Here is a 22,530-nt window from a genome sequence, read left to right as displayed (position 1 = left end):
CGCTGCGGTCTCGCAGAGGACGCGGCGGACGATTTGCGGGAGGACTCCCGGAGGAGACCGCCGGGACGCGCCCTGTGAGGCGAGGATCGGGAGAGCGGTCCGCCATGACACGATGGCGTGGCGGACCGATACGTTGCCGGCCCTCACGTGAGACACGGCCGGCTGTCGGGCCGAGGACGCTGGCCCCGTTCAGCAGCGGTAGCCGCCCGCCGTCTGTCCGTATTGCTGCACCGGAAAGTGCTGCTGATCAGCATTGCCTTCCTGCGCCGAGCTTCTCCGGCAGCCACCAGTGGAAAACCGCGGGGCGTCCGACATGTCGATCGCGCCGGTCGACAGTCCGTCCCAGGTCGTCTGGGGCAGGGGCCGCATTTGAGATCCGACGCGGTAGTCGGCGACGGCCGCAGAGATCGGCGCGATCGCGCAGAGGGCCGTCACGAGCGCCACACGGGCTGTCTTCAGCGAAGTCTTCATGGTTCGTCTCCACTCAAGATCACGGTCATATCGACCTGTTCGCGGCTGAGGCGCACCGGCCCGCCAATGCGTGACCGACATTCTCGCCTCATCCACGCAAATGATCTGGAAACGACCGGGCCGCAGAACAACGCTACGGAGCCAATGATGATCATTGTGAAAATAAATGGACACAGGATTGGGCATGGCAGGGATAATTTTTAATCCTGCGACACCTCGTGCAAGCTTATGGTCATGTGCGTTTCATCACGCAGCGGCGTCGATTTTGACATTGAGGCGACAGGAATGCGGCCCGGGTGCTTGCAGGGCGCCCGGAGAGATTTGATGTCGGGACGATGCCGGGTCCGCCCCTTCCGTTCGACCTCGATTTGTTGCGCACCTTCGTCGCGATCGTCGACAACGGCAGTTTCACGCGTGCCGCTCAACGCCTGAGCCTGACGCAGTCGACCGTGTCGCTGCAGATCAAGCGCCTGGAAGACGGGCTCGCGCGCCGCTTGTTCGACCGGGACGGCCGGGACTTGCAGCTGACGCCCGAGGGCGAGATCCTGCTCACCTACGCGCGGCAGATCTTGCGGCTGGGAGCCGAGGCGCTCTCGCGCCTGCGCGAGACGGATGTATCGGGCGTCGTCAGGCTTGGAACGCCCGAGGATTTTGCGACGACGCACCTGTCGGAGGTTCTGGCGTGTTTCGCGAGGACTCATCCGCAGGTCGCGCTTCAGGTGCAGTGCGACTTCACTGTCAACCTCCTCGCTGATTTCGCGAAGGGTCGCTACGACCTGATCTTGTTCAAGCGCGAGCCGCAGGGGCCGAGCGGCGGGACCAAGGTCTGGCGGGAGGTGCTCGACTGGGTCGCGTCGCCGCGCCTCGTCACGGAAACCGGGGGCCCGATCCCCCTCATCCTCGCACCGGCCCCCGATGTCTATCGCAAGCGTGCGCTGTCAGCCCTCGACGCGGCCGGACGCGACTGGCGCATCGTCTACACCAGCCCAAGTTTGGCCGGGCTTCAGGCCGCCGTCCAAGCCGGGCTCGGCGTAACGGTTCTGCCGACGGAAATGATACCGGCGGACATGGTCTCGGTGTCTGCTCGGCTTCAGCTTCCAAAACTGCCCGATACGGAGATCGTCCTTTACCGGGCTCCCGGACATGTCACGCCGGCTGCCGAGCTGCTGTCGTCGACGATCATCGCCGCCCTGGAGCAGCGCGTCGTGGTGTCCAAGGCCGTCGCCGTGTGACGGCCTTGGAACCGGACCCTGACGCCCGCAGGAGCGTCAGTCGGCTCCCTCATCGGGGATGTTCAGGAGGTTGCCGCAGGCCTTGCAGTGCACCGCGTCCGGCTCATGGCGTTGCAGCCCGCAGGCGTCGCAGGGGAAGCGCACCTTGTACGGCCGGAACACCACCTGCGCGAGGCGGAAGAACAGCGTCACGCCGCAGATCATCACGAAGACCGAGAGCAGCCGGCCCGTCGGTCCCGGCAGTGTGATGTCGCCGTAGCCCGTGGTCGTCAGCGACGTGACCGTGAAGTACAGAGCGTCGATGGGCGTCTGAATGGCCGGATTGGTGTTGTGCTGCGTGGCGTAGACGATGCCCGTCATCGTGAACACGAACACCACCAAGTTGGTCGCGGCCAGGATCGCATCTTCGTTCCGGCGGAACAGTTCGCTGTCCTGCCGCAGCCGCTCCAGCAGATGATAGGTGCGCAGCAGACGGAGCGTGCGCAGGATCCGCAGGAAGCCGACGCCCTCGACGAGCACCGGGGCCAGGAACGAGGCGACGGCCACGAGGTCCGTCCAGGTGCTGAGATGTCGGAATTCGCGGAGCGGGGTGCGGCTGATGCCGAGGCGGGCGGCGAAGTCGAGTAGGACGAACACGCCCAGTGCCACATCGCAGGCGATGATCCAGGGTATCAGCGGCAGGAACGAGGTGACGATGACGAAGGCGATCGTCGCCACGTCGAACACGAGCAGGACGTAGCGGAAGCGGTGCGCGCGCCGCGTGTCCCCCTCGTACAGTTCACGCAGCGTCGCGGTCAGTGTCGTCATCGGTCGTCGGGCTACGGGGTCAGAGCTCAAGAATCCTGCATCCCCGCGTACCCGACCGCGGCTCCCTCTGCACCGCCGCCCAGCCAGGAGAGCAGCAGGAGGATCATCGCCCCGAGGAGCATGACCCCAGTGAGCGCCAGCACGAAATCGGACAGCCGGCCCTCGATGGTGCCGGGACGACGCTTTGGAAGGTGACGGCGCATGGTGCTCCACCAGGTTTCGCGGGAGATCGACGGATCGAGGCTGTCGCGCCCCGTCGCCGCGCGGCGGCGGCTTCGGCTCAGCGGTGAGACGGATGGGCCGGGGCAAACCGCAGAACCAGAGCCCCGGCGGCCATGCAGGCGAGCGACCCGAGCAGCACGCCGATCTTGGTCTCGGCTTCCAGATCCGGCTGCGTCGCAAAGGCCAGCAGGCCGATAAACAGGCTCATCGTGAAGCCGACCCCGCAGAGCACGGCGACGCCATAGACCTGAGCCCAGCTCGCACCGCGCGGGCGCTGCGCCCAGCCGAGCTTTACGGTCGCGAGCACGAAGCCGAAGACGCCGACTTGCTTGCCGAAGAACAGGCCCAGCGCCACGCCCAGCGTCACCGGGTCGAGCAGCATCGCCGGCCTGACCCCGGCGAAGGACACGCCGGCGTTGGCGAAGCCGAACACCGGCAGGATCAGGAATGCCGACCACGGGCTGACGGCATGTTCGAGGATGTGCAGCGGCGAGGTCGGGTCGTCCGGCCTGCCGACGCTCAGCCGGAGCGGCACCGTGAGGGCCAGCAGGACGCCCGCGACGGTCGCATGCACGCCCGACAGGAGCGTGAACACCCACAGCACCGCGCCGAGGGCAAGGTAGGGCCACAGGCGGCTGACGCCGGCCTTGTTCAGCCCGTACAGCGCGGCGAGCGTCGCGGCCGCACCGCCGAGCATCGGCAATGACAGGTCGGCGGTGTAGAACACGGCGATGACGATCACCGCGCCGAGGTCGTCGAGGATGGCGAGCGCGGTGAGGAACACCTTGAGCGAAACCGGCACGCGCGAGCCCAGCAGCGCCAGCACGCCGAGGGCGAAAGCGATGTCGGTGGCCGCCGGGATCGCCCAACCGCGCAGGGTCTCGGGCGTGCGCCAATTGACGGCGGCGTAGACGAGCGCCGGGAGGATCATGCCGCCGAGTGCGGCCACACCCGGCAGGATGCCGTCCGGCCACGTACGCAGCCGCCCGTCCAGCAGCTCGCGTTTGATCTCCAGGCCGACGAGCAGGAAGAACACGGCCATCAGGCCGTCGTTGATCCAGTGCAGGACCGAGAGTGGGCCGAGATGGGTCTTGAGCCCCGCGAAATAGACGTCGGCCAGCGGCGAGTTGGCGACGACCAAGGCCAGCGCAGCGCTCGCCATGAGCACGAGGCCGCCACCCGCTCCGCTCGTGAGCAGGCCGCGCAGGGACGACCGGGGACGATAGGTGAGTGTCGGCACGCGCACAGGCCTTCCGCCGCTGGCGGCCCGACCAACGCTGAAGCCTGCCGATCCGACCTTCGGATCATGCACCCGGGTCGGGATATCTCACCGATGAGCGTTGCCGGCAACCACCCTCCGTGTCGCTGTACAAGGGGCCGGCGGAGCACGGTTCACCAGCACGCGATGGCGAGCTGGCTCATCGCACCTGAGCGCCCCCGGAAGCCGCCGGTTGGTCGGGCACCCGGCCCGATCGGCTGCGAAGGCGGAGCCCGTGGCCGCCTCAGGGTGGATCTTCGGATCCGCAGGATGGTCGAGATGGGTGCTCAGGCCGCTCGAAGCTGCCGCAGCGCTGCGATCCCTTCGCGTGCGACCGCCTCGACGGTGGTGGCCGTGGCCGGTCGGCGTTCGGCGTGACGGGCTTGAACGCCACCGGTCCGGTGGCTGCACTGCGTCTGTGCACCGGGCAGAATGCGGAGCCCGACACCTCTGGAGGCTTCGCGCTTCGCCGCGTCCTGGGCCGCACAGGTATTCATGGCCGCGGGGCACGGATCGACGATCCCGGGCCACAGCCGGTTCCACGGAGGAGGCGGACCTTACGCCGAACAGCGCAGGCCTTAACACTTACGCAAGCGATCCGATGCAACTACTGAGTGGTATCGACTCCGAGCCACCACAACTATAAGTGAGTCGGAGGCGACGACGGCGTCGCTGGTTAACGAGGCCTGAGAATCATGAAGAAACTCGACCTGAAGACCTTGAAGACTGTGTCCGGCGGTCATGGCTCCCAGCAGGGCCTTGCTGTCGGCTTGAATCTCGGCGGCCTCAGCGTCGGCGTTGGACTTGGGCTCGGATCGTCCTCCGGCAAGTCTCGCTGATCCAAGCGACCGGCGCGCGGGGCTCCGTCCCGCGCGCCGGCACACAGGCAGCCTAACATCGATCGTTCCGCGGCGGCTCCCGCGCCGGTCAGTCAGCGACTTCCAGGGGCGTCGGGCAATGGAGCCGATCTCGGGTGTCTCCAGGAAGGCGGCGCTCATCGCCGGACTGCCGCTCCCCCTGCGCCGCCTGGCTTTGCGAACCGTGTTCCGCGTATACGCAGCGGTCGGCCGCAGCCCGCGTTCCGGCCTCGCGGACCGGTTCGAGCGCGTGCTCCGTCTGCCGCGGCGGGAGGCTCGACGCCTCGACCGCGAGGCGGCCTTCCATGACGCGCTGGCCGAGCTGGAATGGCTCGCGCTCCTGACCCGCAGCCGGGCCGCGATCCAGCGGGACCTCGCCCATGTGGTGACCCAGTCGCCCGAGGTCCTGAGGCGGATCGCGGCGAGCGGTGAGCCGGTCATTCTCGCGCCCCTGCACATGGGTCCCTACGTGATCGGGCTCCTCAGCATCCTGGTCACCTTCTTCCCCGGCCGCTCCGTGCTGATCCTGAGACGCCGGGACGACAGGCCGCTGGAGACCCGGGTGATGGAACGCATCACCGAGTTCGGGATGCCGGTGCGCTTCCTCACCGTCACGGATCGGGCCGGCTATCTCCCCGCCATTCGCTATGCCCGACGGGGCGCGGTCATCGTCGTGTTCGCCGATCTGCCGCCGCGCTACGGCAAGCCGGCACCGATGCCGATCTTCGGCCTACCGACCGCGTTCGCCTTCGGCATCGACAGCTTGGCGCACCTGACCGGCGCGACGGTGGTGCCCTTGGCGATCGGCGCCGAGGCGGGCGGTGCCGTTGTGGTACCGCGCTATCCCTTCGCCGTGCAGGCAAACGATGCGCTCGAACGCGGGCGCGTCGCGGACCTGATGCGCCGGCATATCGAGACGACGATCCGGGAACGTCCCGAACAATGGCACTTCTGGCCGTCGCTCCAGGAGTACCTGGCGGCCGAGGATCCCCTGATGCCCATCGAGAGGGCCGCGTGAGCGACACCCTCGCCGCGCCCGGACGGACGCAACTCGGCTTTCTGCAGCGCCGAACGGGTGCCCTCCACCTCCATCGTGATCGTGGCGCCTCGGCCATGGCGTGGTTCTTCGGCCTGATGATCGTGCTGGTGATCAGCGCCCTCTTCTTCGGCCGTTTCGCGCGAACCGAGTCCGTGCGGGGCTATGTCTCGGCGGTCTCCGGGATGTCGCGTCTGGATGCCCGCGCACCCGGCATCGTCGCTACGATCGACGTGCGCCAGGGCGAGACGGTGCGGCGCGGCCAGCGGCTGATGCAGGTGAAGCTGCGCGAGCCGACGGTGGGCGGCGTCTCCACGGTCGCGGCGGATCTGACGAGCCTGACCGAGCGCCGGGCCGTCCTGGAGCGTGAACGCGACCGCCTGACGACCTTCCTCGCGCGGGCCGACCGGGAGACAGCGGAGATCGACGCCAATGTCGAGGCCGTGAGCGCGGCCTTCGCGCAACAGGAGACGATCCTGCGCATGGGCCTCCGGGAGCAGGGGGCAATCGTAGCGCGCGTCCAGACCTATCTCGACCAAGGTTACGCCACCCGAGACGCGCTCAATCTGCAACGCCGGACGCTCCTCGATTACGGACGGCAGATGGCCGAGTTGCAGGCCCGGCGCGCCGAGCTGCGGCAACAGGCGGACGAACGCAAACGCACCCAGCGCTTCGGCTTGGCCGAGAAGACTGGACAGCTCGCCGCCGTGCGCAACGAGCTGAGCGGAATCGTGGCTCGGATCGCCGGGCAGTCGGCGCAATCCCAACTCGACATCGTCGCCCCGGTCGATGGGCAGGTTGCCGGCCTGTTCGTGGAGACGGGCGCGTCCGTGGCGGCCGATCAGGTTCTTGCCGTCGTCGGCGACATCCGCGCCGACCCGGTGATCGTGCTCGGCGTGCCCGCGCGAGCGGTCGGCCTCGCCAAGGTCGGACAGAGGGTGGTGCTCAAATACGATGCCTTCCCGTTCAAGACCTTCGGCATCGGCCACGGGACCATCACGTCGATCTCGGAATCGCCCCTGCGTCCGGCCGCCGACCTGCCGCCTGCCCAGGACGCGCGGGAATCGAACCGGCAATCCACCTACCGGATCGAGGTCCTCCCGGAATCCCGCACCATCCGCGCCTACGGCGTCGACGAGCCGATCCGGATCGGTTCGACCCTGAGCGCCGACATCGTCGTGGAGCGGCGGCGGCTGATCGACTGGGTGCTCGATCCGATCCGGGCCATGCGCGGCAGGGGCTGACATCATGACGAGTTGGCTGAGCCGTATCCTGGCGCGGCGGCGCAGGATCCGCTGGATGGCCCAGAGCGAGGCCAAGGAATGTGGCCTCGCGTGCTTGGCGATGGTGGCCAATTACCACCGGCACCAGATCGACCTGAGCTACCTGCGTGCGCTTTTCCCTCTGTCGCAGTCCGGCATGTCCCTCGCCGACATCGTCGAGGTCGCGGACGGGCTGGGATTCGATGCCAACGGCTTCGCGCTTTCGAATGTCGGCGAGTTGTCCGGGGTGGCGCTCCCGGCGATCCTGCACTGGAATGGCAACCACTTCGTCGTCCTGGAGCGCATCGGGCGCGACGGCTACCGGATCCAAGACCCTGAATTCGGGCTGCGGATCTACGACCGCGCCGATATGGAACGCCTCTTCTCCGGGGTGGTCCTCGAATTCCAGCCGCGCATGGATTTTGCGCGCCTGACGGCCGAGCGCCGCCTCGGCTTCATGGAGGTGTTCCGCGCGACCCGGGGGCTCGGCGGCACCGTCTGGCAGATCTGCCTGGTCTCGCTCGCCATCGCCCTGCTGGGCCTCGGCATGCCGATCCTCCTGGAGATCGCCCTCGACGTGGTCATCCCGCAGGTCGATCTCGATCTGCTGCGCGTGCTCGCCATCGGGCTGGCGGCGATGATGGCCTTCGAGGCCGTGGGCCGCTGGCTGCGGGACGCCATCGTGCTGCGCTCATCGACGCTGATGCAGTTGCAGTTCACGCGCAACGTCGTGGGGCACGCCTTCCGGCTGCCACTCGGCTATTTCGAGCGGCGCCATCCCGGGGATTTCGTCGTGCGGGTCGATTCCATCGACCACATCAAGACCTTCCTGGTCGGCGGTCTCGTCACCGCTATCGCGGACACGCTCACGTCCGTGCTGCTCGTCGGCCTGATGTACTACTACGCGCCACTCATGGCCGGCTTGACCCTGCTGACTCTCGCGGCCGTTCTGCTGGTCCGGGCCGTGACGTTTCCGGCCCTGAACCGGTACACCGCGGCCTCCCTGGAGGCCCGCTCCGAGGAGCAGGGTCGGCTCTTGGACGGTCTGCGCCGGGTCGACACCCTGAAGGCCCATAACGCCGCGGACCTGTTCGCGATGCGATGGTTCGAAAGCTTCGCGCGCTTCGCCAACACGGATTTCCGCGCCCGCCACGCGACCATCGATGCCGAACTCTTCATGCATCTCGTCATCGCGACGAGCACCGTGACGACGCTTTACATGGGTGTGACCGGCGTCATCGGGAACACCCTGACGATCGGCTCGCTCTACGCCTTCTTCGCCCTGCGCGGCGACTTCTTCGAACGGGTGAACCGGCTGACGGTCAACCTGATGCATCTCTCGGTGATGCGGGTTCATTTCCAGCGTCTGGACGATCTCGTCGGCCAGGAGGCGGAGCCGGGCGCGGACGATGTCTGCATCCACCGGAAAGTGCGCCGGACGGTGGCGCTCGAAGGCGTCCGCGTGCAATTCGGCCGGGCGGATGCCCCGCTTTTACGCGACGTCGACCTGACGATCGACATCGCGGCTGGCGAGAGCATCGCGATCGTTGGTGCCTCCGGCTCGGGCAAATCGTCCCTGCTCAAGATCCTGGCGAGCCTCCACGAGCCGGCGGCGGGCCGTCTCAGTGTGGACGGAGCCGCCCTGCAGCAATTCGGCCGGCGGGAATTCCGGGCCAATCTCGGCGTCGTCTTCGCCGACGATGGCGTGTTCGCCGGGACCGTGGCCGACAATCTCGCCTTGTTCGACCCGTCCGTCACGCGGGCGCAGATGGAGCGGGCCCTCGATCAGGTCGGCCTACGCGAGGCGGTCGAAGCCTTGCCCCAAGATTTCGCCACCCTGATCGCGGAGGAGAGCGGCCTGCTGTCGACCGGCCAGCGGCGGCGTCTGCTCATCGCCCGGGCTCTGTGCCGTCAGCCGCGCCTCCTGCTCCTCGACGAGGTGACCGCCAACCTCGACCCGGACACCGAGCGGTCGCTGATCGACAGTCTGCGGCGTGTGGAGGCCGCAAAGGTCTACGTCACCCACAGCCGGCAGGTCCTCGCCGGTGTCGATCGAGTGCTGCGGATCCACGATGGGCGCCTCGTCACGGAGCGTCAGCTGGATCGATCCGCGACAGACGCAGCACCGGTTCCGGAGCCGGCTTGAGCTCCGTGTGGCTTCCCCGCAGTGGGGGGACGCCGGATCGGACCAGCGGCGATTCCGCAACCCGAGACGCGGCCCGCGGCAGCACCCGCGCCCGTTTGCCGACGGCGCCCGGATGGTCGACGTCGAGCAAGCCGGCGGCGGCTGCGAGCGCGAGCGACAGGGCGTCCCGCTCCGCCGCGACGGCCGCCGCGCCGGCCTCCGCGTCACCCAGCTCGGCCCGGAGGTTCAACGCGTCGAAGATCGTCCGAAAGCCGGCGACACGTTCGATCTCCATGCCCTTGACGGACTGACGCAGGGCAACCACCCGGGCGTAAAGCCGCGCCGCCTGCTCGGCGACGGTTTTGTGCCGGAGGAAGTCGACGCGCGCCGTGCTGAGCGTCGTGCGCTCGATATCCTGGACCTCATAGCCCCGCTGGCGCGCCGCCGCGGAAGCCTCCGCGACGCGCGGGAATGCGCCGGGCTCGTAGAGGGGGATCCGGGCGAGCAGGCGCGTCGTGGTGTCGGTGATCCGATCCAGTGCTGCGCTGTAGCCGAATTGAGAGATCCGGGAGACCTGCAGATTCACGCTCGGCAGCAGATCGGCGGTCACGGCGTCGGCCCGCGCCGCATCCGATTGAACGCCGAGACGCGCCGCGATCAGCCCTGGATTGTTGGTGCGGACGAGCGCCTCGTAGGCTTCCGGCGTGCGGGGCAGCGTGCCGGGCAGGCGCGGCGGGGCAACCCGCTCTGGATCCATCCCGGTGAGACGCACCACGGTCGCCCGGGACGCCGCGAGATCCGAGCGCGCCCGCTCGCGCTCAGCCTCCGCGGCCTGGAGCCGGGATCGGGCCAGCGCGGCATCGGTGCGCGTCGCGTCCCCGACCGCGAGCTGGCGCTCCGTGGCGTCGAGGATCCGGCCGATCGCTGCGCATTGGGCATCCCTGAATTCCAGGATCTGCGTGTCCCGCATGACCGATAGGACGGCGATCGACGCGTCGAGGAGGACCTGCTGACGCTTCCCCGCGACGAGGGCGCGTCCGGCATCCGTCTGTGCATCGACGGCACGGAGCGTGTTCAGTCGTCGAAACCCGTCGAAAAGCGGTAGGTCGGCCACGAGTCCGAGTTGGTAGGGCGCTGCGCGCGGCGTCACGTCGAGGCCCACGACCGTCGGAGCGATCTCGGGGCTGTAGCGGATCCGGCTGCTCAGCGGCGCGTCGGCCAGCACTGCGACGGTCGGCATGAAGGCGTCCTTCGCGCCCCGGAGCCGCGCCTCGGCACCCTCCTGCCGTGCATTCTCCGCTCGGAGGGTAAAGCTTTCCACGAGCGCGGCCGCGGCTGAATCGAGCCTTTCACCACCGACAGCCGGTCGCGTCACAGGGATGACGAGAAGTCCGATCGTCATCGCAGCAGCCGCGACTCGGGATCTCCGAGCCGGCATCCACGTCCCCATCGCTTACGACACATTCGAAGCCACTGCGCATCGCGGAGTCGCCTGGGCCAGATCCGTTCGCGTCGCCTGCCCGCCACCGATGTTGTGGCAAAGAAAATATTAACTACAACTTAAAGGTGCGATAATTGCGGAGGTTCAGGCTGGGGTTCCCCCCTCGGATTTCCGGCGGCAGCGTACACGGCGAGCGAGCGAACGTCGAAGCGGCCGATGCCTGACAATTCCAATCCGGACCGACGCGCAGGCCCCGGAAGCGGTTACAACCTGTGTTTGGGTGCCATGCCCCGGCATGATGAAGCTTCCACCCGAAGCGCGGAGGGTTGCCCGTCCAATCGTGTCCCCCGGCAGGAAGCCGCCCCGAACGTACTGGTCGAGCTCGAATGGCCGGCCAACGCGCATATCGAGGCGCATGCCACCGCTATCGCCGCCGGGGAGGTCGATGCGTTCCTCGGCCGCGACCTTCTGGTCGGTCGTCCCGGAGCGACGACCTTCTCCTTGGTCGTCGTGCCGGAGGGGAGCGGCCGCCTCGTCGCCAGAGGCCTGTGCCGCCGGACGAGGTGAGGGCAGAGACCCCGGTGCTGTCTGCCGGCAGCGGCGCCGCCGCGCGTTGGCGAGATCACGTCGATCGGACTCTGGCCGCGTAGGCAGGCGAGTCACCCCGTGAGCTTCTGATCCTGATCTGGATCGTCGAGGCCCTGCGCAGGCGTGGACAGCGCATCAGACGGATCACCCGACACGGATTGACGACCGGCAGCAGGCAGCGCGTCAGGCTCCGCACGACCAGCGCGACGAGAAAAAACGCCGGGTGCCGGCGAGCATCCGGAAGCACCTTCATCACTTCGAGGGCCAAGTTCTCGACGACTGGTCCGGCGACGCGGCTGCCTCCGGCGACGTGACGCGGGCCTCGCGATCGACCGCCGGAAGGGGAAAAATATCCGTCCTATGAAGGAGCGGGTGTCTGATAATGGACCTGAGATACTATGTTACCCTTTGCCACCGTGGCCCGATGCAAGATGCCTTGATCCGCAAGCTTGAGAGCTTCGAGGACCTCGCCGACGGCGATCGAGCTGCGCTGAGAGCCCTCGTTCCCCGCGTGCGCCAAGTGCCCGCACGTACGGACCTCATCGAGGAAGGCCATGTTCCCGAGCGGATTCATCTCATCCTCGACGGCTATGCCTGCCGTTACAAGGTCTTGCCGGACGGTCAGCGCCAGATCATGGCCTATCTGGTGCCGGGCGACTTCTGTGACCTGAACGTCTTCATCCTCGATCAGATGGACCATGCCATCGGCACGATCTCCCCTTGCCAAGTGGTCGAGATCTCCCGGAACGCCATCGAGGACGTTACGGCACACTACCCTCAGGTGACCCGCGCGTTATGGTGGTGTGCCCTCGTGGACGAGGCGATCCTGCGCGAGTGGCTGGTCAACATCGGCAGCCGGCAGGCCCATCAGCGGATCGCACATCTGTTCTGCGAGCTGTTGTTGCGCTTGGAAGCCGTCGGGCGCGTCAGCGACAACAGTTACGCGTTCCCGTTCACACAGACCGACATCGCGGACACGATGGGCCTGTCGGACGTGCACGTGAGCCGCACGCTGAGGGAGTTGCGTCGGCTTCAATTCATCACGCTGAAGCGCCGGGTCCTGACGATCTTGGACGTTGAGCAACTCAAGGCGTATTGCGGATTCAACCCAAATTATCTGCACCTCAGAAACACGCGGTGGAGCGCCCGCCGGCAGGCGCCGTGGCTGAGCAGCAGCCACGGAGCGTAGCGGTTGCGGGCCGGGAGGATGTCCGAGATCCTGGGCGCTCCAGCGGATCTCCGCCGACACCGGGCTCTGATCACGAAGGCATGCCGGCAGTCGCGAGCGGGCTTCGGGTGATCGTTATCACGCATCTTGTCGCGCTGAAGGACCCGGCGAATAAAATAGGCCTCTCATTGCTTATTTCGGCCTCTGAGCCGACATACGCGCGCCAGCACCCTATACTATCGAAGGCACGGCGCGTTTGATACGCGAATTTATACGTCGAATACGCATAGGGCTTGCAGCCTCAGAGCGCAACACTAACGCGAGGCGCTATATGGACCTTTATCTACATCTACAGAAGCATGATCGTCGAATCGACGATCCTTAGTTGCGTCGGTTTAGCGATCGGTACGCCGTTCTCGCCGGGATCTGGCGAGTCTGACAAACAATTCCAAAAACTGATTTACTCCTCTAGGTCGAAGACTTGCGCAGAATTGAAACGCCGGCGCGATTCATCCACGTTTCGCGGATGTCACCAAAGGGCGTCCTGACCCGTCGTATCGCCGATGCTGCTCATGGCGGCTTGGCGTAGGAGGATGGCGCTGCCGTCCGTGCATCACGGCTTTCGACGTTTCGGTCGCAGGGTTGGCGACGGAGCACTCCGACACGCCGAAACGAAGGGCAACCGCTGTTAAAGCTCGCCAGTACCGGAGGATACCCACCCCGTAGCGCCCGCAAGAACGTGGCTGGGGTTCTGGTCCGGCACCGTGCGCAGCCACATCGCGCGCAGGTACGGTGTGACCGGCGTCAAACGAAATGGCGTCGTCGCTCGATACGCCGGGAGACGCCGGATCGAACAGGATCATTCATTTGATAGATTTGTAAAAATTCTGGGACGAAAACAACAAGCGCAAATCGCTCAAGCTAGATCCCGAAGTTTTTAAATAGAACTTCGGAACATCTCGCCAGGTGCGGTCATTGAACAGGAATACCCCGCTCGATTTTGGCATCTCGGTGGCGGCCCAGCCGCTAACCGAGGTGAGAAAGTTCTGTCGCGTAATCACGCCGTGACCTGATCGAGCTGACTGTCGGCACGATCTGCGGGGACATCCAACCGGGAGCCGCGGCCCCGATCGAGGCGCGGTGCGCCGGGACGAAGACGACGCAGAGACAGGCTCACCGTCCTGCACGAGGCGGTCGGCCTCGCAGCGCGTCGAACGCCTGCCCCCATCGGCGCCGCTCCGGTGCCGGAACCCTGAAGCGCGCCGCGAACCGGAGCCGCCCATGTCCCTCCTTGCCTGGATCATCCTCGGCCTGATCGCCGGCTTCATCGGCAGCAAGATCGTCAACAACACCGGCCAGGGTGTGCTCGTCGACATCTTGCTCGGCGTCATCGGTGCCGTGGTCGGCGGATTCCTGTTCGAGCAGTTCGGGCAACCCGGCGTTTCGGGCCTCAACCTCTACAGCCTGCTCGTCGCGGTCGTCGGGGCCGTGGTCGTGCTGTGGCTCTACCACGCCCTCGTGCGACGCGGCCGGATCGTCTGATCCGCTTCAGCCGCCCGTTCCCTCGCAAATCACAGATCCCGGAGAAACCACAATGGCTACCGTCACCGATACCACCCTCGCGGCGACCGGCCGTGCCATCCCGGACCGGCCCGTGCTCGACCGTGGCCCGCCTCAGGGCAGCGCCGTCACACCGTCCGAGGACATCCGCACGATGATGCTGCACTCGGTCTCGTGGGGGGCGGTCCTCGCCGGCGCCACGGTCGGGCTGATCGCCCAGGTCATCCTGAACATGCTCGGCCTCGGCATCGGCCTGTCGACGGTGGATCCCCTCGGCGACGGCACCCCGGCGGCGAGCGCGATCGGCATCGGTGCGGGCCTCTGGTTCGTCGTCTCCGGCGTCCTCGCCGCGGTGGCGGGTGGCGCCCTGGCCGGCCGGCTTTCGGGCAAGCCGTCGGCCGCAACCGCCGGGTATCACGGCCTTCTCGCCTGGGCGGTCTCGACCCTCGTCGTGCTGTACATGCTCTCGTCGGCGGCGAGCGGCCTCGTCGGCGGCGCCCTCGGTACGGCTTCGACGGCCATCGGTGGGATGAGCAACGCCGCGGGCGGATCCGTCTCGACCCTGGCGCAGGCGGCCGCCCCGTCGCTGACGAGGGTCACTGATCCGTTCTCGGAGATCGAAGCCGGCGTCCGCAGCAACACCGGCTCCGATCCGGCCGCGCTGAAGGACGCTGCGGTGACCGCGATGCGCGCCGCCGTCTCGGGTGATGGCGCTCAGCAGGCCGCCGCCCAGGAGAAGGCGGCCGTCGCCCTCGCCAAGGCACAGAACATCCCGGTCGAGCAGGCCCGGACTCAGGTCGGCCAATACACCCAGCAGTTCAAGGAAACCCTCGCTTCGGCCAAGGAGCAGTCGAAGCAGATCGCCGACGCCGCGGCCCGCCGGGTGTCCCAGGGGGCGCTGTTCGGGGCCCTTGCCCTGATCTTCGGAGCGCTGGCCGCCTTCTTCGCCGGCCGCAGCGCCGCCGTCGATCGGACAGACGCCCGAGCGGGAGGTCAGCCGCTGCCGCCGCGCCGCGCATGAGCACCGACGGTCGAGGTTAACCGCGCCTCGACCGGCATTTCACGTCCCGGACCCGATCCGAACCGGTGCCGGCCCTGGGCGTCCTCAGTCAGACCTCTCCGGCACCGCCCGGCAGCGTGACCAAGCTCCATCTCGCCATCCTGCTCGCGACGGCCTCATGCAAGCCGCTCGGCGCGCGGGCCGAGACGCCATCGACCCGTCCGCCACGGCACCCCCGCCGCGGATCCACCGCCCGCCAGACTTCCAAGGAGTCCACCATGAAGACCGTCTCCACACTGACCGGCGCAATCGCCGCACTGCTCCTCTCAGCCGGCCTCGCCGCAGCCGCCCCGTGCACGACCGGGACCACCACGAACAGCACGAGTCACCAAGCCGGAGATGCCTCCTCGAACGTCGATGGTGGCTCGACCGCGAATGTGACACCGGGCGCCAAGGCCGAATCCCCCGGCACGGTCGGCGCGATGAACAACGTGGGCGCACAAGCGAAGCCCTCCACGAACCAGGCCAAGGCGCCGGAGGGCAAGGTGATCAAGCCCGGCGACGACGATTGCTGAGGACGGGACCACGGCACCCCGTTTTCGCTTGGGCGACGCCCGCGGAGGAGCGCGCGTCGCCCAGGTTCGTGCATTCCTGGGCTCGGCATATCCAGGGCCCCTGCGAGACCCTCGCCACCCACAGCGCAGACGCTGGGCGCGGGGAGGGGGGCCGGCTCTGGCCTCGCCGTCCGCACCCTCGAAGCGATTTTTGGGGATACCGATGCCGGCGCACCGACGTGGCGCCGGCCAATCTCGACACCGGACCTGCTGGTCCCCGTCGACAAGCGGCCGGCTCGGATCGTGGCCGGCGCGACTGCCGTCATCCTGTCCGCGGGATCGCCATGGCCATTCGGCGGTGAGCGTCACCGGTTCAGATGATGACGCACCCAGCGCGTGGCGTGCTCGAGGGTGGGGAAGGCATCCACCCGCACGCCCTGGAGCGGTCCGAACCCCGCCTCCAGGAACCAATAGCCCGGATGCGCATGCTCGGGTGCATCGAGGCGCACCAGCACGCCAACCAGCAGGCCGTTGGCGATTATCAGCATGCCGTCGCGGTCAAGGCTGCCGGTGTCCACCGCGATCGGCTGAAGCTTTAGCACGAGCAGCGTCTCGACGTTGCCCCGCCTGGCCATTCCTATCCTCCTTCGGCGCGGCCGGGCCAACTCAGGTCACGCCGCTCGCCCCAGCGCGTGTTGCGCAGGTGCAGGTAGTTCGGCGTGAAGTCGCAGAAGGCCTTGAGCCGCTCGACGTCGAGGATGGTCAGCACCCGCTGCTTGAGATGGATCAGGCCGAGGGCGCGCAGATCGCCCAATGTCCGGTTCACGTGCACGTCGGACAGGCCCATTGTCTCGGCAATCTCGGTCTGCGTGAGCGGGAACGCGTAGCTGTTGTCGGTGACCCGTCCCACCGCCTCCAGGCGCATCAGAAGTTCGCAGAAGAGATGCGCGATGCGCGGAGCCGGAAGGCGCCCGCCGATATTGACGAGCCACTCGCGCAGGACGGCACCGTCGACCAGCGAGCACCACCAGAAGGCGCGCGCGATGCTCGCGTGGTGCGTCGCGGTCTCATCGATCGCCTGGCGCGGGATGTCCACGACCTGGCATGTCGAGATCGTGCCGATGGCGTGGTCCATCTCGTCCAGGATGAAGACGTTCAGGTCGCAGAAGTCGCCGGGCACGAGCAGGGCCATGATCTGGCGCTGGCCGTCCGGCAGGACCTTGTAGCGGCACGCGAAGCCGTCGAGGATGAGGAGGACGTTCTCGGGCTTGTCGCCCTCCTGAATCAGATCCTGGCGAGCCCCGACCTGCCGGACCTTGATCACCAAGCCGTTCAGGGCCCAACGGGCCTGATCGGAGAGTGGCTCGAAACTCTCGAGCTTGCGTGTCAACGCATGCTGCATCGGACCGCCCTCCCAAGTGAGCGGACGGCGCGACCGTCGGGGCGCGGCCCATGAGAGAAACGCGCTGCCCGGTCTGAGTGATCCCCGGCGAAGATCGGAAGTTCGATCCGGGACCTTTGCGCCCAAAGCGGCGAGGGCCGGCCAGGTCGAAAAGAAGCCCCGCGGCCCGGAGGGGGCTGCAGGGCCTGAGTGGGTTCGGGTCGGAAGAAGCCGTGCGGGCGATGAGGAAGCAAGGAACGCTCGCGGTGTTCGCTGCACTCACGTCACCGGGCAACAGCCAGATGCTTGTGCCAGGAATCGTGGAGACCCATTCGGTCAAAAAGCAGGATTGCGCGAGATTTTCCGATCTCAGCGCACTCTATTGGTGGTTTGATCCATAAATCACAGCTCTTGGGATCGCGTTAGCGATGATCCGGCTGACGCCGATGACCGGGATCGGACCTTGCGCCCTCAACCCCACAAGGCGCTGAAGGTGCGTTCGAAATCCCCGATCAAGGTCCGGTTGCAGAAGCGGTGAAGGACGGGGCCGTCCGTCGTTCCCTCGCGCATCTCGATCGACTCGGTGTTCTGGTCGTAGGCGAAGGTCAGATGGCGGCCGCCGAGGGTGGTCGACAGGATGGCTTTAGCGCCCCCCGCGTCCTGCATCATCTCGGTCGATCCCGGCGCGGCGCGCCACATGATCCCGCCGAGCAGCGCCAGGGTGACCGCCTTCATCTGCAGGTCCTCGGCTTCGGATTGCGCGATGACGCGCACCGCGTAGCGCCGCACGGCGTCGAGGTCAGTCGTCTCGGACCGGACCGGGGCGAACAGGGCCATCGGCTTATTCCCGTCTCGTCGTGATCTCGGTTGCACCGGTCGCGGTGGCGGAATAGCCGCCCCACCCCTCTGTCGAGACGGGCGACGTGCCGCCCCAGCCCTCGGCCCCCCACGTCGCGAGGCGCAGCGTCGTATCGACCGAGCCATGGTCCTTCAGAATGCCCATGACGCGGTCACGCTGAGCGTCCGCGACCACGAGGTTCAGCATCGCCGCGCCCAACCTCAGCTGCGCGCAGCAGGCGTCCAGCGCCTCAGGAGGCACGCCACACGTCTCGAGCCGATCCCGGAGGGCCTGGCCCCCGCCGGTATCCGGCGCGTCCGCCTCGGCATGGTCGGCATCCGGATCGGGAGGATCGACCACGAGCCGGATCGCCTGCTCGGGGATGCCGGCCGCGACGAGCGTGGCTGTCGCGGCCTGTGCCTTTCTCCGGCTCTCATAGAGCGCGAAAATTCCCAACCTCGCGGTCGCATCTTCCCGCGAGGGGAGGGGCTCCTCCGGCTGAGCGGCCGAATGGCCCTCGGACGCGATCTCCGTCCGCGCCGCGGCGATGAACGCGGCCTGCTGGTCCACGCTCAGCGCGAAACCGGCGCTCATCGTGGATCCCGCCATAGGATCAGGATCCGACCACATCCGGTCGCCCGGCCCGTTGTCGAGGAAGTTCTGCTGCGCGCGTTCGAGCACCGCAGCCTCGACCGGATCGTCGTTCGCCTTCTCAGCCGCGGTCATGGATTGACGCTGCGCAGGGCAGGCTGCGGGTACGCCGGATTCCCGCCCGGCACGCCTGTGCTGTTGGCCGATGACGGAGTGTCGGCTTTGCCGGATTCGGTGCCGGTGATCTGCTTGCGCGAGGCCGCTTGGCTTTGGCTGGCATAGTCCGGCGGTGCGGTCGCCCCCTGCCAGATCATCAGCCCCGCCAGGGACGTCAGCATCAGGCCGACACTGACGATCAGGACGTAGAGGGCGGGCCGACCGCGCTTGCCCTGGCGGCTGTCCTGTCCGGAAATATTGTCTGACACACGTGAACCTCGCTGGCTCGAATCTGTCGAGCCTGGGCGAACAACGTGCGATGTATGACCGAAGTTCTAGCCGTGTGACGTTATGAGCCTGTTATTTCAAGTATTTACTGCATAAGATGTCAAATGATCATTATCGGGTATTCATTTGACCTCATACTGCGGAGAGGCCTCCGTCGTGATGGCCGGAACTTGAGGATCGAACCATGTCGCTCATGATGTCCGTCGCCCTGGCCGTGGCAGCCGCCGGGGGCGCCCTATCCCTGGTGACGGATTCCGGCGCTTCGGTCTCCGAGCAGGTCGCGGGTTCGAATCTCGCCTTCTTCGGAGGCATCGGCGCTGTGGCGCTCGGCGGATCGGCCGCGTTGGTCTCGATGGTGACCGGTTGACGCTCGCGCCGATGCCGCGCGCCGGGCGGACCCGGTCTGCGCGGCCGGCTTCGGTCGCCCGACACGCACAAGAGGGCCGCCCGCCCGTGTCTCGGGGAACAGGCGCGGCGGTGCGGCCGCCGCGCCCGATGTCAGCCGTGCGGCTTGAACACGACCTTCGTGCAGTTGTCGGTCTTGTCCCGGAACGCTTTGTAGAGCGCCGGACCTTCCTCCAAATTGGTGGAACGGTGGCTGATGATGAAGGACGGATCGATATCCCCGTTCTGGATGTGCTCCAGCAGGGGCTTCATGTAGCGGACCATGTGGGTCTGGCCTGTCTTGAGGGTGAGACCCTTGTTCATCAGGACGCCGAGCGCCACCGGTCCGACGGGACCGGCGAAGACACCCGGCATCGAGACGTTGCCGCCGGGACGGCACGCCAGGATCGCCTGATTGAGCGCGAAGGGCCGCTCCAGGCTCACCGTGTGCTCCATGATGGCGGAGGACACTTTCTGGAGGGTCGTGTCCGCCCCGTGGGATTCCATCCCGACGGCCTCGATCACGGAATCGGGCCCCAGGCCGTGGGTCATCTCCATCAGCGTGTCCTGCACGTTCTGCTGGCCGAGGTCGATGGTCTCGGCGCCGGCCTCGCGGGCGAGCGCCAGCCGCTCGGGCACGCTGTCGATGGCGATGACGCGCTTGGCGCCGAGCAGGTAGCAGCACTTCACCGCGAGCACGCCGACCGGGCCGCAGCCCCAGATCGCGACCGTGTCCTCCGGGCCGATGTCGCAGTGTTCCGCGGCCTGGTAGGCCGTCGGGAAGATGTCGCTGAGGAACAGGACCTGCTCGTCGCTGAGGCCGTCCGGGACGACGATGGGGCCGACATCCGCGTAGGGCACGCGGAGATACTCGGCCTGGCCGCCCGCGAAGCCGCCAGTGATGTGCGAGAAGCCGAACAGGCCGGCGAGCGGATAGCCGTAGGTCTGCGCCTGGAGCTTGCCGTTCGGGTTTGTGCGCTCGCAGCAGCTCCAGTTGCCCCATTTGCACTGCCGGCACTCGCCGCAGCAGATCGTGAACGGCACGACGATGCGGTCGCCGACCTTCAGTTTCCGGTTGTCACGCCCGACCTCGATGACCTCGCCCATCGTCTCGTGGCCGAGGATGTCGCCGCATTCCATGGTCGGCATGAACCCGCCCATGAGGTGCAGGTCCGAGCCGCAGATGGCGCAGGCGGTCACCTTGATGATGACGTCCCGCCCCTCCTCGATCTTCGGGTCGGGCACCGTCTCGCAGGTGATCGTTCCGCGGCTCTGCCAGGTGAGTGCTTTCATCGCAAATATCTCCATCGCCAAACAGCGGCGTTCTGAAATCAACCGCCATTTCACGTCGAATGATCCGGATAATTCCGCACCTCATTCCGGCAAATTACGTTGCCGATTATTTATTCATAGGATCGGGATCGATCGCTGAACTCCGGTGTTGGCATATTGCAGTGCGTCATCCCCCTGCGATCCGACGCCATCACGACGCATGCGCCGAGGACCCGCGCGCGGCGCGCCTTCCACTCGGAACCAACTCGCCCCGCGACACGGGCCGCGCCGCTTCCGATCGATCCCGCTGATCGCGGCGCACGTCCTCTCACCCATAAGGCTCACAGCATGACGCGACGCACCGACTCCCGCACATGGCTCGTTCCGGCGCTGCTTGGATCGGCCGCGGCCCTGGGCGCGTCCGCGCTCTACGCGGCGACGATGACACGCCGGGCGGAACGGGAGACGCCACCCGTCGGCTCGTTCCTGACCGTCGATGGTGTCCGCCTCCACTACCTGGAGCGCGGACAGGGCGAGCCGCTGGTGCTCATCCACGGCAACGGCACCCTGATCCAGGACTTCCTGGTCAGCGGCATCGTCGACGACCTCGCCAAGCGCCACCGGGTCATCGTGTTCGATCGCCCCGGCTACGGCTACAGCGACCGGCCGCGCGGCTTCTGGACGCCCCGCGCCCACGCCACGCTCTTCCAGAAGGCGCTCCAACAGCTCGGCGTCACGCAGGCCGTCGTCCTCGGCCATTCCTGGGGCACGTTGGTCGCGATCGCTCTCGCGCTCCAGGCACCGCGGCTCGTGCGCAGCCTCGTGCTGGCCTCGGGCTACTACTATCCGACGCTGCGCGCCGACGTGATCCTGGCTTCGCCGGTGGCGATTCCCGGCATCGGCGACCTGCTGCGCCACACGGTCTCGCCGCTCGCAGGACGCCTCATGATGCCGGCCATGATCAAGGGGCTGTTCGCCCCAGCCGCCATCCCCGAGCGCTTCGCGCGGAGCTTTCCGACGGCCATGATGCTGCGCCCGCTGCAATTGCGTGCCTCAGCGGAGGATGCCGCGATGATGACGCCCGTCACGGTCGAGATGCAGGCGCATTACCGGGATCTGGACCTGCCCGTCGTGATCATCACCGGTGGGGACGACCAGATCGCCGATGTCGGCCGCCAGTCGCGGCGGCTCCACCACGACGTGCCCGGCAGCGAGCTCGTGATCGTGCCCGGCATGGGCCACATGATCCATCATCTCGCCCCCGAGCGTGTCGTCGCGGCCGTAGAGCGCGCGTCGGAGCGGATCCGTCCGGCGGCCTGAGGGAGGACGCAGCCATGCGGATCGAAACCTGCTTCCTGTTCGACCTCGACGGCACGCTCGTCGACAGCGTCTACCAGCACGTCCTCGCCTGGAATCAGGCGCTCGACGCGGAGGGGATCTCCCTCTCGGTCTGGCGCATCCACCGGAAGATCGGCATGAGCGGCGGCCTGTTCACGAACCAGCTCCTGCGGGAGACGGGGCGAGAGATCAGCGACGCACATGTCGCCAAGCTGGGCCGGCTGCATGCAGAAGCCTACGGACGGCTCTCGGGGCAGATCCGGCCGCTCCCCGGGGCGAAGGCACTGCTCGACACCCTGACGGCGGCCGGGATCCCCTGGGCGATCGCCACGAGCGGCCGGATGGAGACGGCCCGGGTCAATCTCGACGCGCTGGGCGTCGATCCGGACCGGGTCCCGGTCGTGACGCGCGACATGGTCAAATACGCCAAGCCCGACCCGGACCTGTTCCTGGCGGCCGCCGACCGCCTGGGCAAGCCGATCGAGACGGCGGTGATCGTCGGCGATTCGATCTGGGACATGCTGGCCGCACGCCGCTGCCGGGGTCTCGGCGTCGGCCTCCTCTCGGGCGGCTACGGCACCGAGGAGTTGGAGCGGTCCGGGGCCATACGCGTCTACGAGGATCCGGCCGATCTGCTGGACCATCTGGACGAGGTCGGCGGACGTCGCTGATCCGGGGCGGAGATCTGGGTGGCAACCGGC

The 22,530-nt window shown here is 67.3% G+C and carries 24 protein-coding genes; 13 read left to right on the top strand and 11 right to left on the bottom strand.

Features of this window, described 5'->3' with window-relative positions; all coding sequences use genetic code 11:
* Positions 1–189: 189 nt before the first annotated feature.
* Entirely contained in the window at positions 190–471 is a 282-nt protein-coding gene (locus ABIC70_RS07275) for a hypothetical protein (protein ID WP_043386221.1), read from the bottom strand.
* 335 nt (positions 472–806) lie between these two features.
* Between ABIC70_RS07275 and ABIC70_RS07270 the strand changes: the two genes are divergently transcribed.
* Positions 807–1,703 carry a LysR substrate-binding domain-containing protein gene (locus tag ABIC70_RS07270; RefSeq protein ID WP_354439288.1) on the top strand — a complete coding sequence of 299 codons (897 nt, stop codon included), beginning with the start codon at positions 807–809 and terminating at the stop codon, positions 1,701–1,703.
* A gap of 36 nt (positions 1,704–1,739) precedes the next feature.
* On the opposite strand, the gene ABIC70_RS07265 is transcribed toward ABIC70_RS07270, so the two are convergent.
* From ABIC70_RS07265 to nhaA, 3 genes are all read right to left on the bottom strand, one after another.
* The gene (locus tag ABIC70_RS07265; RefSeq protein WP_043351828.1) at positions 1,740–2,510 is read right to left on the bottom strand and encodes a potassium channel family protein; all 771 of its coding nucleotides are present in this window, start codon (positions 2,508–2,510) and stop codon (positions 1,740–1,742) included.
* Positions 2,511–2,536: 26 nt separating this feature from the next.
* Entirely contained in the window at positions 2,537–2,713 is a 177-nt protein-coding gene (locus tag ABIC70_RS07260) for a hypothetical protein (RefSeq protein WP_164706322.1), read from the bottom strand.
* Between the two features lie 77 nt (positions 2,714–2,790).
* Positions 2,791–3,978 carry a Na+/H+ antiporter NhaA gene (nhaA, locus tag ABIC70_RS07255; protein ID WP_502915957.1) on the bottom strand — a complete coding sequence of 396 codons (1,188 nt, stop codon included), beginning with the start codon at positions 3,976–3,978 and terminating at the stop codon, positions 2,791–2,793.
* A 707-nt stretch (positions 3,979–4,685) separates the two neighbouring features.
* On the opposite strand from nhaA, the gene ABIC70_RS07250 reads away from it, so the two are divergent.
* The 4 genes from ABIC70_RS07250 to ABIC70_RS07235 all read left to right on the top strand — a co-directional run bounded on the left by ABIC70_RS07250 (position 4,686) and on the right by ABIC70_RS07235 (position 9,291).
* Positions 4,686–4,829, top strand: a complete 144-nt coding sequence (locus tag ABIC70_RS07250) for a hypothetical protein (protein WP_158498431.1) — start codon at positions 4,686–4,688, stop codon at positions 4,827–4,829.
* 118 nt (positions 4,830–4,947) lie between these two features.
* Complete coding sequence (locus ABIC70_RS07245; protein ID WP_182592577.1) at positions 4,948–5,865, top strand: LpxL/LpxP family acyltransferase; 918 nt, start codon at positions 4,948–4,950, stop codon at positions 5,863–5,865.
* On the top strand, positions 5,862–7,127 hold the full coding sequence (locus ABIC70_RS07240; protein WP_354439285.1) for an HlyD family secretion protein: 1,266 nt from the start codon (positions 5,862–5,864) through the stop codon (positions 7,125–7,127). The genes ABIC70_RS07245 and ABIC70_RS07240 overlap by 4 nt, the downstream gene beginning before the upstream one ends.
* Before the next feature lie 55 nt (positions 7,128–7,182).
* Positions 7,183–9,291 carry a peptidase domain-containing ABC transporter gene (locus ABIC70_RS07235; protein WP_354439284.1) on the top strand — a complete coding sequence of 703 codons (2,109 nt, stop codon included), beginning with the start codon at positions 7,183–7,185 and terminating at the stop codon, positions 9,289–9,291.
* Here ABIC70_RS07235 and ABIC70_RS07230 read toward each other — a convergent pair.
* A complete protein-coding gene (locus ABIC70_RS07230; RefSeq protein ID WP_354439283.1) occupies positions 9,230–10,672 on the bottom strand; it encodes a TolC family protein in 1,443 nt (480 codons plus the stop codon). The two genes, ABIC70_RS07235 and ABIC70_RS07230, sit on opposite strands and share 62 nt — an antisense overlap.
* A 255-nt stretch (positions 10,673–10,927) precedes the next feature.
* On the opposite strand from ABIC70_RS07230, the gene ABIC70_RS07225 reads away from it, so the two are divergent.
* The 5 genes from ABIC70_RS07225 (at position 10,928) to ABIC70_RS07205 (ending at position 15,602) form a co-directional block, all read left to right on the top strand.
* Complete coding sequence (locus ABIC70_RS07225) at positions 10,928–11,278, top strand: hypothetical protein (protein WP_354439282.1); 351 nt, start codon at positions 10,928–10,930, stop codon at positions 11,276–11,278.
* A gap of 457 nt (positions 11,279–11,735) precedes the next feature.
* The gene (locus ABIC70_RS07220) at positions 11,736–12,488 is read left to right on the top strand and encodes a Crp/Fnr family transcriptional regulator (protein ID WP_354439281.1); all 753 of its coding nucleotides are present in this window, start codon (positions 11,736–11,738) and stop codon (positions 12,486–12,488) included.
* A 1,260-nt stretch (positions 12,489–13,748) separates the two neighbouring features.
* The gene (locus ABIC70_RS07215; protein WP_043351821.1) at positions 13,749–14,009 is read left to right on the top strand and encodes a GlsB/YeaQ/YmgE family stress response membrane protein; all 261 of its coding nucleotides are present in this window, start codon (positions 13,749–13,751) and stop codon (positions 14,007–14,009) included.
* 52 nt (positions 14,010–14,061) lie between these two features.
* Complete coding sequence (locus ABIC70_RS07210; RefSeq protein WP_354439280.1) at positions 14,062–15,048, top strand: PhnA-like protein; 987 nt, start codon at positions 14,062–14,064, stop codon at positions 15,046–15,048.
* A 257-nt stretch (positions 15,049–15,305) separates the two neighbouring features.
* Positions 15,306–15,602 carry a hypothetical protein gene (locus tag ABIC70_RS07205; protein WP_043351817.1) on the top strand — a complete coding sequence of 99 codons (297 nt, stop codon included), beginning with the start codon at positions 15,306–15,308 and terminating at the stop codon, positions 15,600–15,602.
* Between the two features lie 344 nt (positions 15,603–15,946).
* Here ABIC70_RS07205 and ABIC70_RS07200 read toward each other — a convergent pair whose 3' ends face one another.
* The 5 genes from ABIC70_RS07200 to ABIC70_RS07180 form a co-directional block, all read right to left on the bottom strand.
* Positions 15,947–16,216 (bottom strand): hypothetical protein, encoded by a 270-nt coding sequence (locus tag ABIC70_RS07200; RefSeq protein WP_043755316.1) that lies wholly within the window; start codon positions 16,214–16,216, stop codon positions 15,947–15,949.
* 2 nt (positions 16,217–16,218) lie between these two features.
* A complete protein-coding gene (locus ABIC70_RS07195) occupies positions 16,219–16,983 on the bottom strand; it encodes a Crp/Fnr family transcriptional regulator (protein WP_279897359.1) in 765 nt (254 codons plus the stop codon).
* Positions 16,984–17,433: 450 nt separating this feature from the next.
* Positions 17,434–17,799, bottom strand: coding sequence for a Vch_cass14 family protein (locus ABIC70_RS07190; RefSeq protein WP_274925908.1), 366 nt, complete (start codon positions 17,797–17,799; stop codon positions 17,434–17,436).
* Positions 17,800–17,803: 4 nt separating this feature from the next.
* Positions 17,804–18,526: a hypothetical protein gene (locus ABIC70_RS07185; protein ID WP_354439279.1), complete on the bottom strand. Its 723-nt coding sequence runs from the start codon at positions 18,524–18,526 to the stop codon at positions 17,804–17,806.
* Positions 18,523–18,816, bottom strand: a complete 294-nt coding sequence (locus ABIC70_RS07180; protein WP_182592585.1) for a hypothetical protein — start codon at positions 18,814–18,816, stop codon at positions 18,523–18,525. Before ABIC70_RS07180 ends, ABIC70_RS07185 begins: the two co-directional genes overlap by 4 nt.
* A 203-nt stretch (positions 18,817–19,019) precedes the next feature.
* Here ABIC70_RS07180 and ABIC70_RS07175 point away from each other — a divergent pair, with 203 nt between their 5' ends.
* The gene (locus ABIC70_RS07175; RefSeq protein ID WP_043351806.1) at positions 19,020–19,202 is read left to right on the top strand and encodes a hypothetical protein; all 183 of its coding nucleotides are present in this window, start codon (positions 19,020–19,022) and stop codon (positions 19,200–19,202) included.
* A gap of 131 nt (positions 19,203–19,333) precedes the next feature.
* On the opposite strand, the gene ABIC70_RS07170 is transcribed toward ABIC70_RS07175, so the two are convergent.
* Positions 19,334–20,512: a zinc-dependent alcohol dehydrogenase gene (locus tag ABIC70_RS07170; RefSeq protein ID WP_075381667.1), complete on the bottom strand. Its 1,179-nt coding sequence runs from the start codon at positions 20,510–20,512 to the stop codon at positions 19,334–19,336.
* Between the two features lie 327 nt (positions 20,513–20,839).
* Between ABIC70_RS07170 and ABIC70_RS07165 the strand changes: the two genes are divergently transcribed.
* Both ABIC70_RS07165 and ABIC70_RS07160 read left to right on the top strand, forming a co-directional pair.
* Positions 20,840–21,811, top strand: a complete 972-nt coding sequence (locus ABIC70_RS07165) for an alpha/beta fold hydrolase (protein WP_354439277.1) — start codon at positions 20,840–20,842, stop codon at positions 21,809–21,811.
* 14 nt (positions 21,812–21,825) lie between these two features.
* Positions 21,826–22,500, top strand: a complete 675-nt coding sequence (locus ABIC70_RS07160) for an HAD family hydrolase (RefSeq protein WP_043755328.1) — start codon at positions 21,826–21,828, stop codon at positions 22,498–22,500.
* The last annotated feature ends 30 nt before the right edge of the window (positions 22,501–22,530 follow it).

It is taken from the genome of Methylobacterium sp. 1973, assembly GCF_040545035.1.
GTDB lineage: Bacteria > Pseudomonadota > Alphaproteobacteria > Rhizobiales > Beijerinckiaceae > Methylobacterium > Methylobacterium fujisawaense.
The sequence above is the reverse complement of the archived record's forward strand: the minus strand, read 5'-3'. Positions and strand labels throughout refer to the sequence as shown.

Coding starts and splice junctions, on each gene's coding strand:
- ABIC70_RS07170 (WP_075381667.1), bottom strand. CDS start 20,512: ATGAAAGCACTCACCTGGCAGAGCCGCGGAACGATCACCTGCGAGACG.
- ABIC70_RS07185 (WP_354439279.1), bottom strand. CDS start 18,526: ATGACCGCGGCTGAGAAGGCGAACGACGATCCGGTCGAGGCTGCGGTG.
- ABIC70_RS07200 (WP_043755316.1), bottom strand. CDS start 16,216: ATGGCCAGGCGGGGCAACGTCGAGACGCTGCTCGTGCTAAAGCTTCAG.
- ABIC70_RS07265 (WP_043351828.1), bottom strand. CDS start 2,510: ATGACGACACTGACCGCGACGCTGCGTGAACTGTACGAGGGGGACACG.
- ABIC70_RS07245 (WP_182592577.1), top strand. CDS start 4,948: ATGGAGCCGATCTCGGGTGTCTCCAGGAAGGCGGCGCTCATCGCCGGA.
- ABIC70_RS07230 (WP_354439283.1), bottom strand. CDS start 10,672: ATGACGATCGGACTTCTCGTCATCCCTGTGACGCGACCGGCTGTCGGT.
- ABIC70_RS07175 (WP_043351806.1), top strand. CDS start 19,020: ATGTCGCTCATGATGTCCGTCGCCCTGGCCGTGGCAGCCGCCGGGGGC.
- ABIC70_RS07205 (WP_043351817.1), top strand. CDS start 15,306: ATGAAGACCGTCTCCACACTGACCGGCGCAATCGCCGCACTGCTCCTC.
- ABIC70_RS07225 (WP_354439282.1), top strand. CDS start 10,928: ATGCCTGACAATTCCAATCCGGACCGACGCGCAGGCCCCGGAAGCGGT.
- ABIC70_RS07215 (WP_043351821.1), top strand. CDS start 13,749: ATGTCCCTCCTTGCCTGGATCATCCTCGGCCTGATCGCCGGCTTCATC.
- ABIC70_RS07250 (WP_158498431.1), top strand. CDS start 4,686: ATGAAGAAACTCGACCTGAAGACCTTGAAGACTGTGTCCGGCGGTCAT.
- ABIC70_RS07210 (WP_354439280.1), top strand. CDS start 14,062: ATGGCTACCGTCACCGATACCACCCTCGCGGCGACCGGCCGTGCCATC.
- ABIC70_RS07270 (WP_354439288.1), top strand. CDS start 807: ATGCCGGGTCCGCCCCTTCCGTTCGACCTCGATTTGTTGCGCACCTTC.
- ABIC70_RS07235 (WP_354439284.1), top strand. CDS start 7,183: ATGGCCCAGAGCGAGGCCAAGGAATGTGGCCTCGCGTGCTTGGCGATG.
- ABIC70_RS07165 (WP_354439277.1), top strand. CDS start 20,840: ATGACGCGACGCACCGACTCCCGCACATGGCTCGTTCCGGCGCTGCTT.
- ABIC70_RS07275 (WP_043386221.1), bottom strand. CDS start 471: ATGAAGACTTCGCTGAAGACAGCCCGTGTGGCGCTCGTGACGGCCCTC.
- ABIC70_RS07190 (WP_274925908.1), bottom strand. CDS start 17,799: ATGGCCCTGTTCGCCCCGGTCCGGTCCGAGACGACTGACCTCGACGCC.
- ABIC70_RS07195 (WP_279897359.1), bottom strand. CDS start 16,983: ATGCAGCATGCGTTGACACGCAAGCTCGAGAGTTTCGAGCCACTCTCC.
- ABIC70_RS07160 (WP_043755328.1), top strand. CDS start 21,826: ATGCGGATCGAAACCTGCTTCCTGTTCGACCTCGACGGCACGCTCGTC.
- ABIC70_RS07260 (WP_164706322.1), bottom strand. CDS start 2,713: ATGCGCCGTCACCTTCCAAAGCGTCGTCCCGGCACCATCGAGGGCCGG.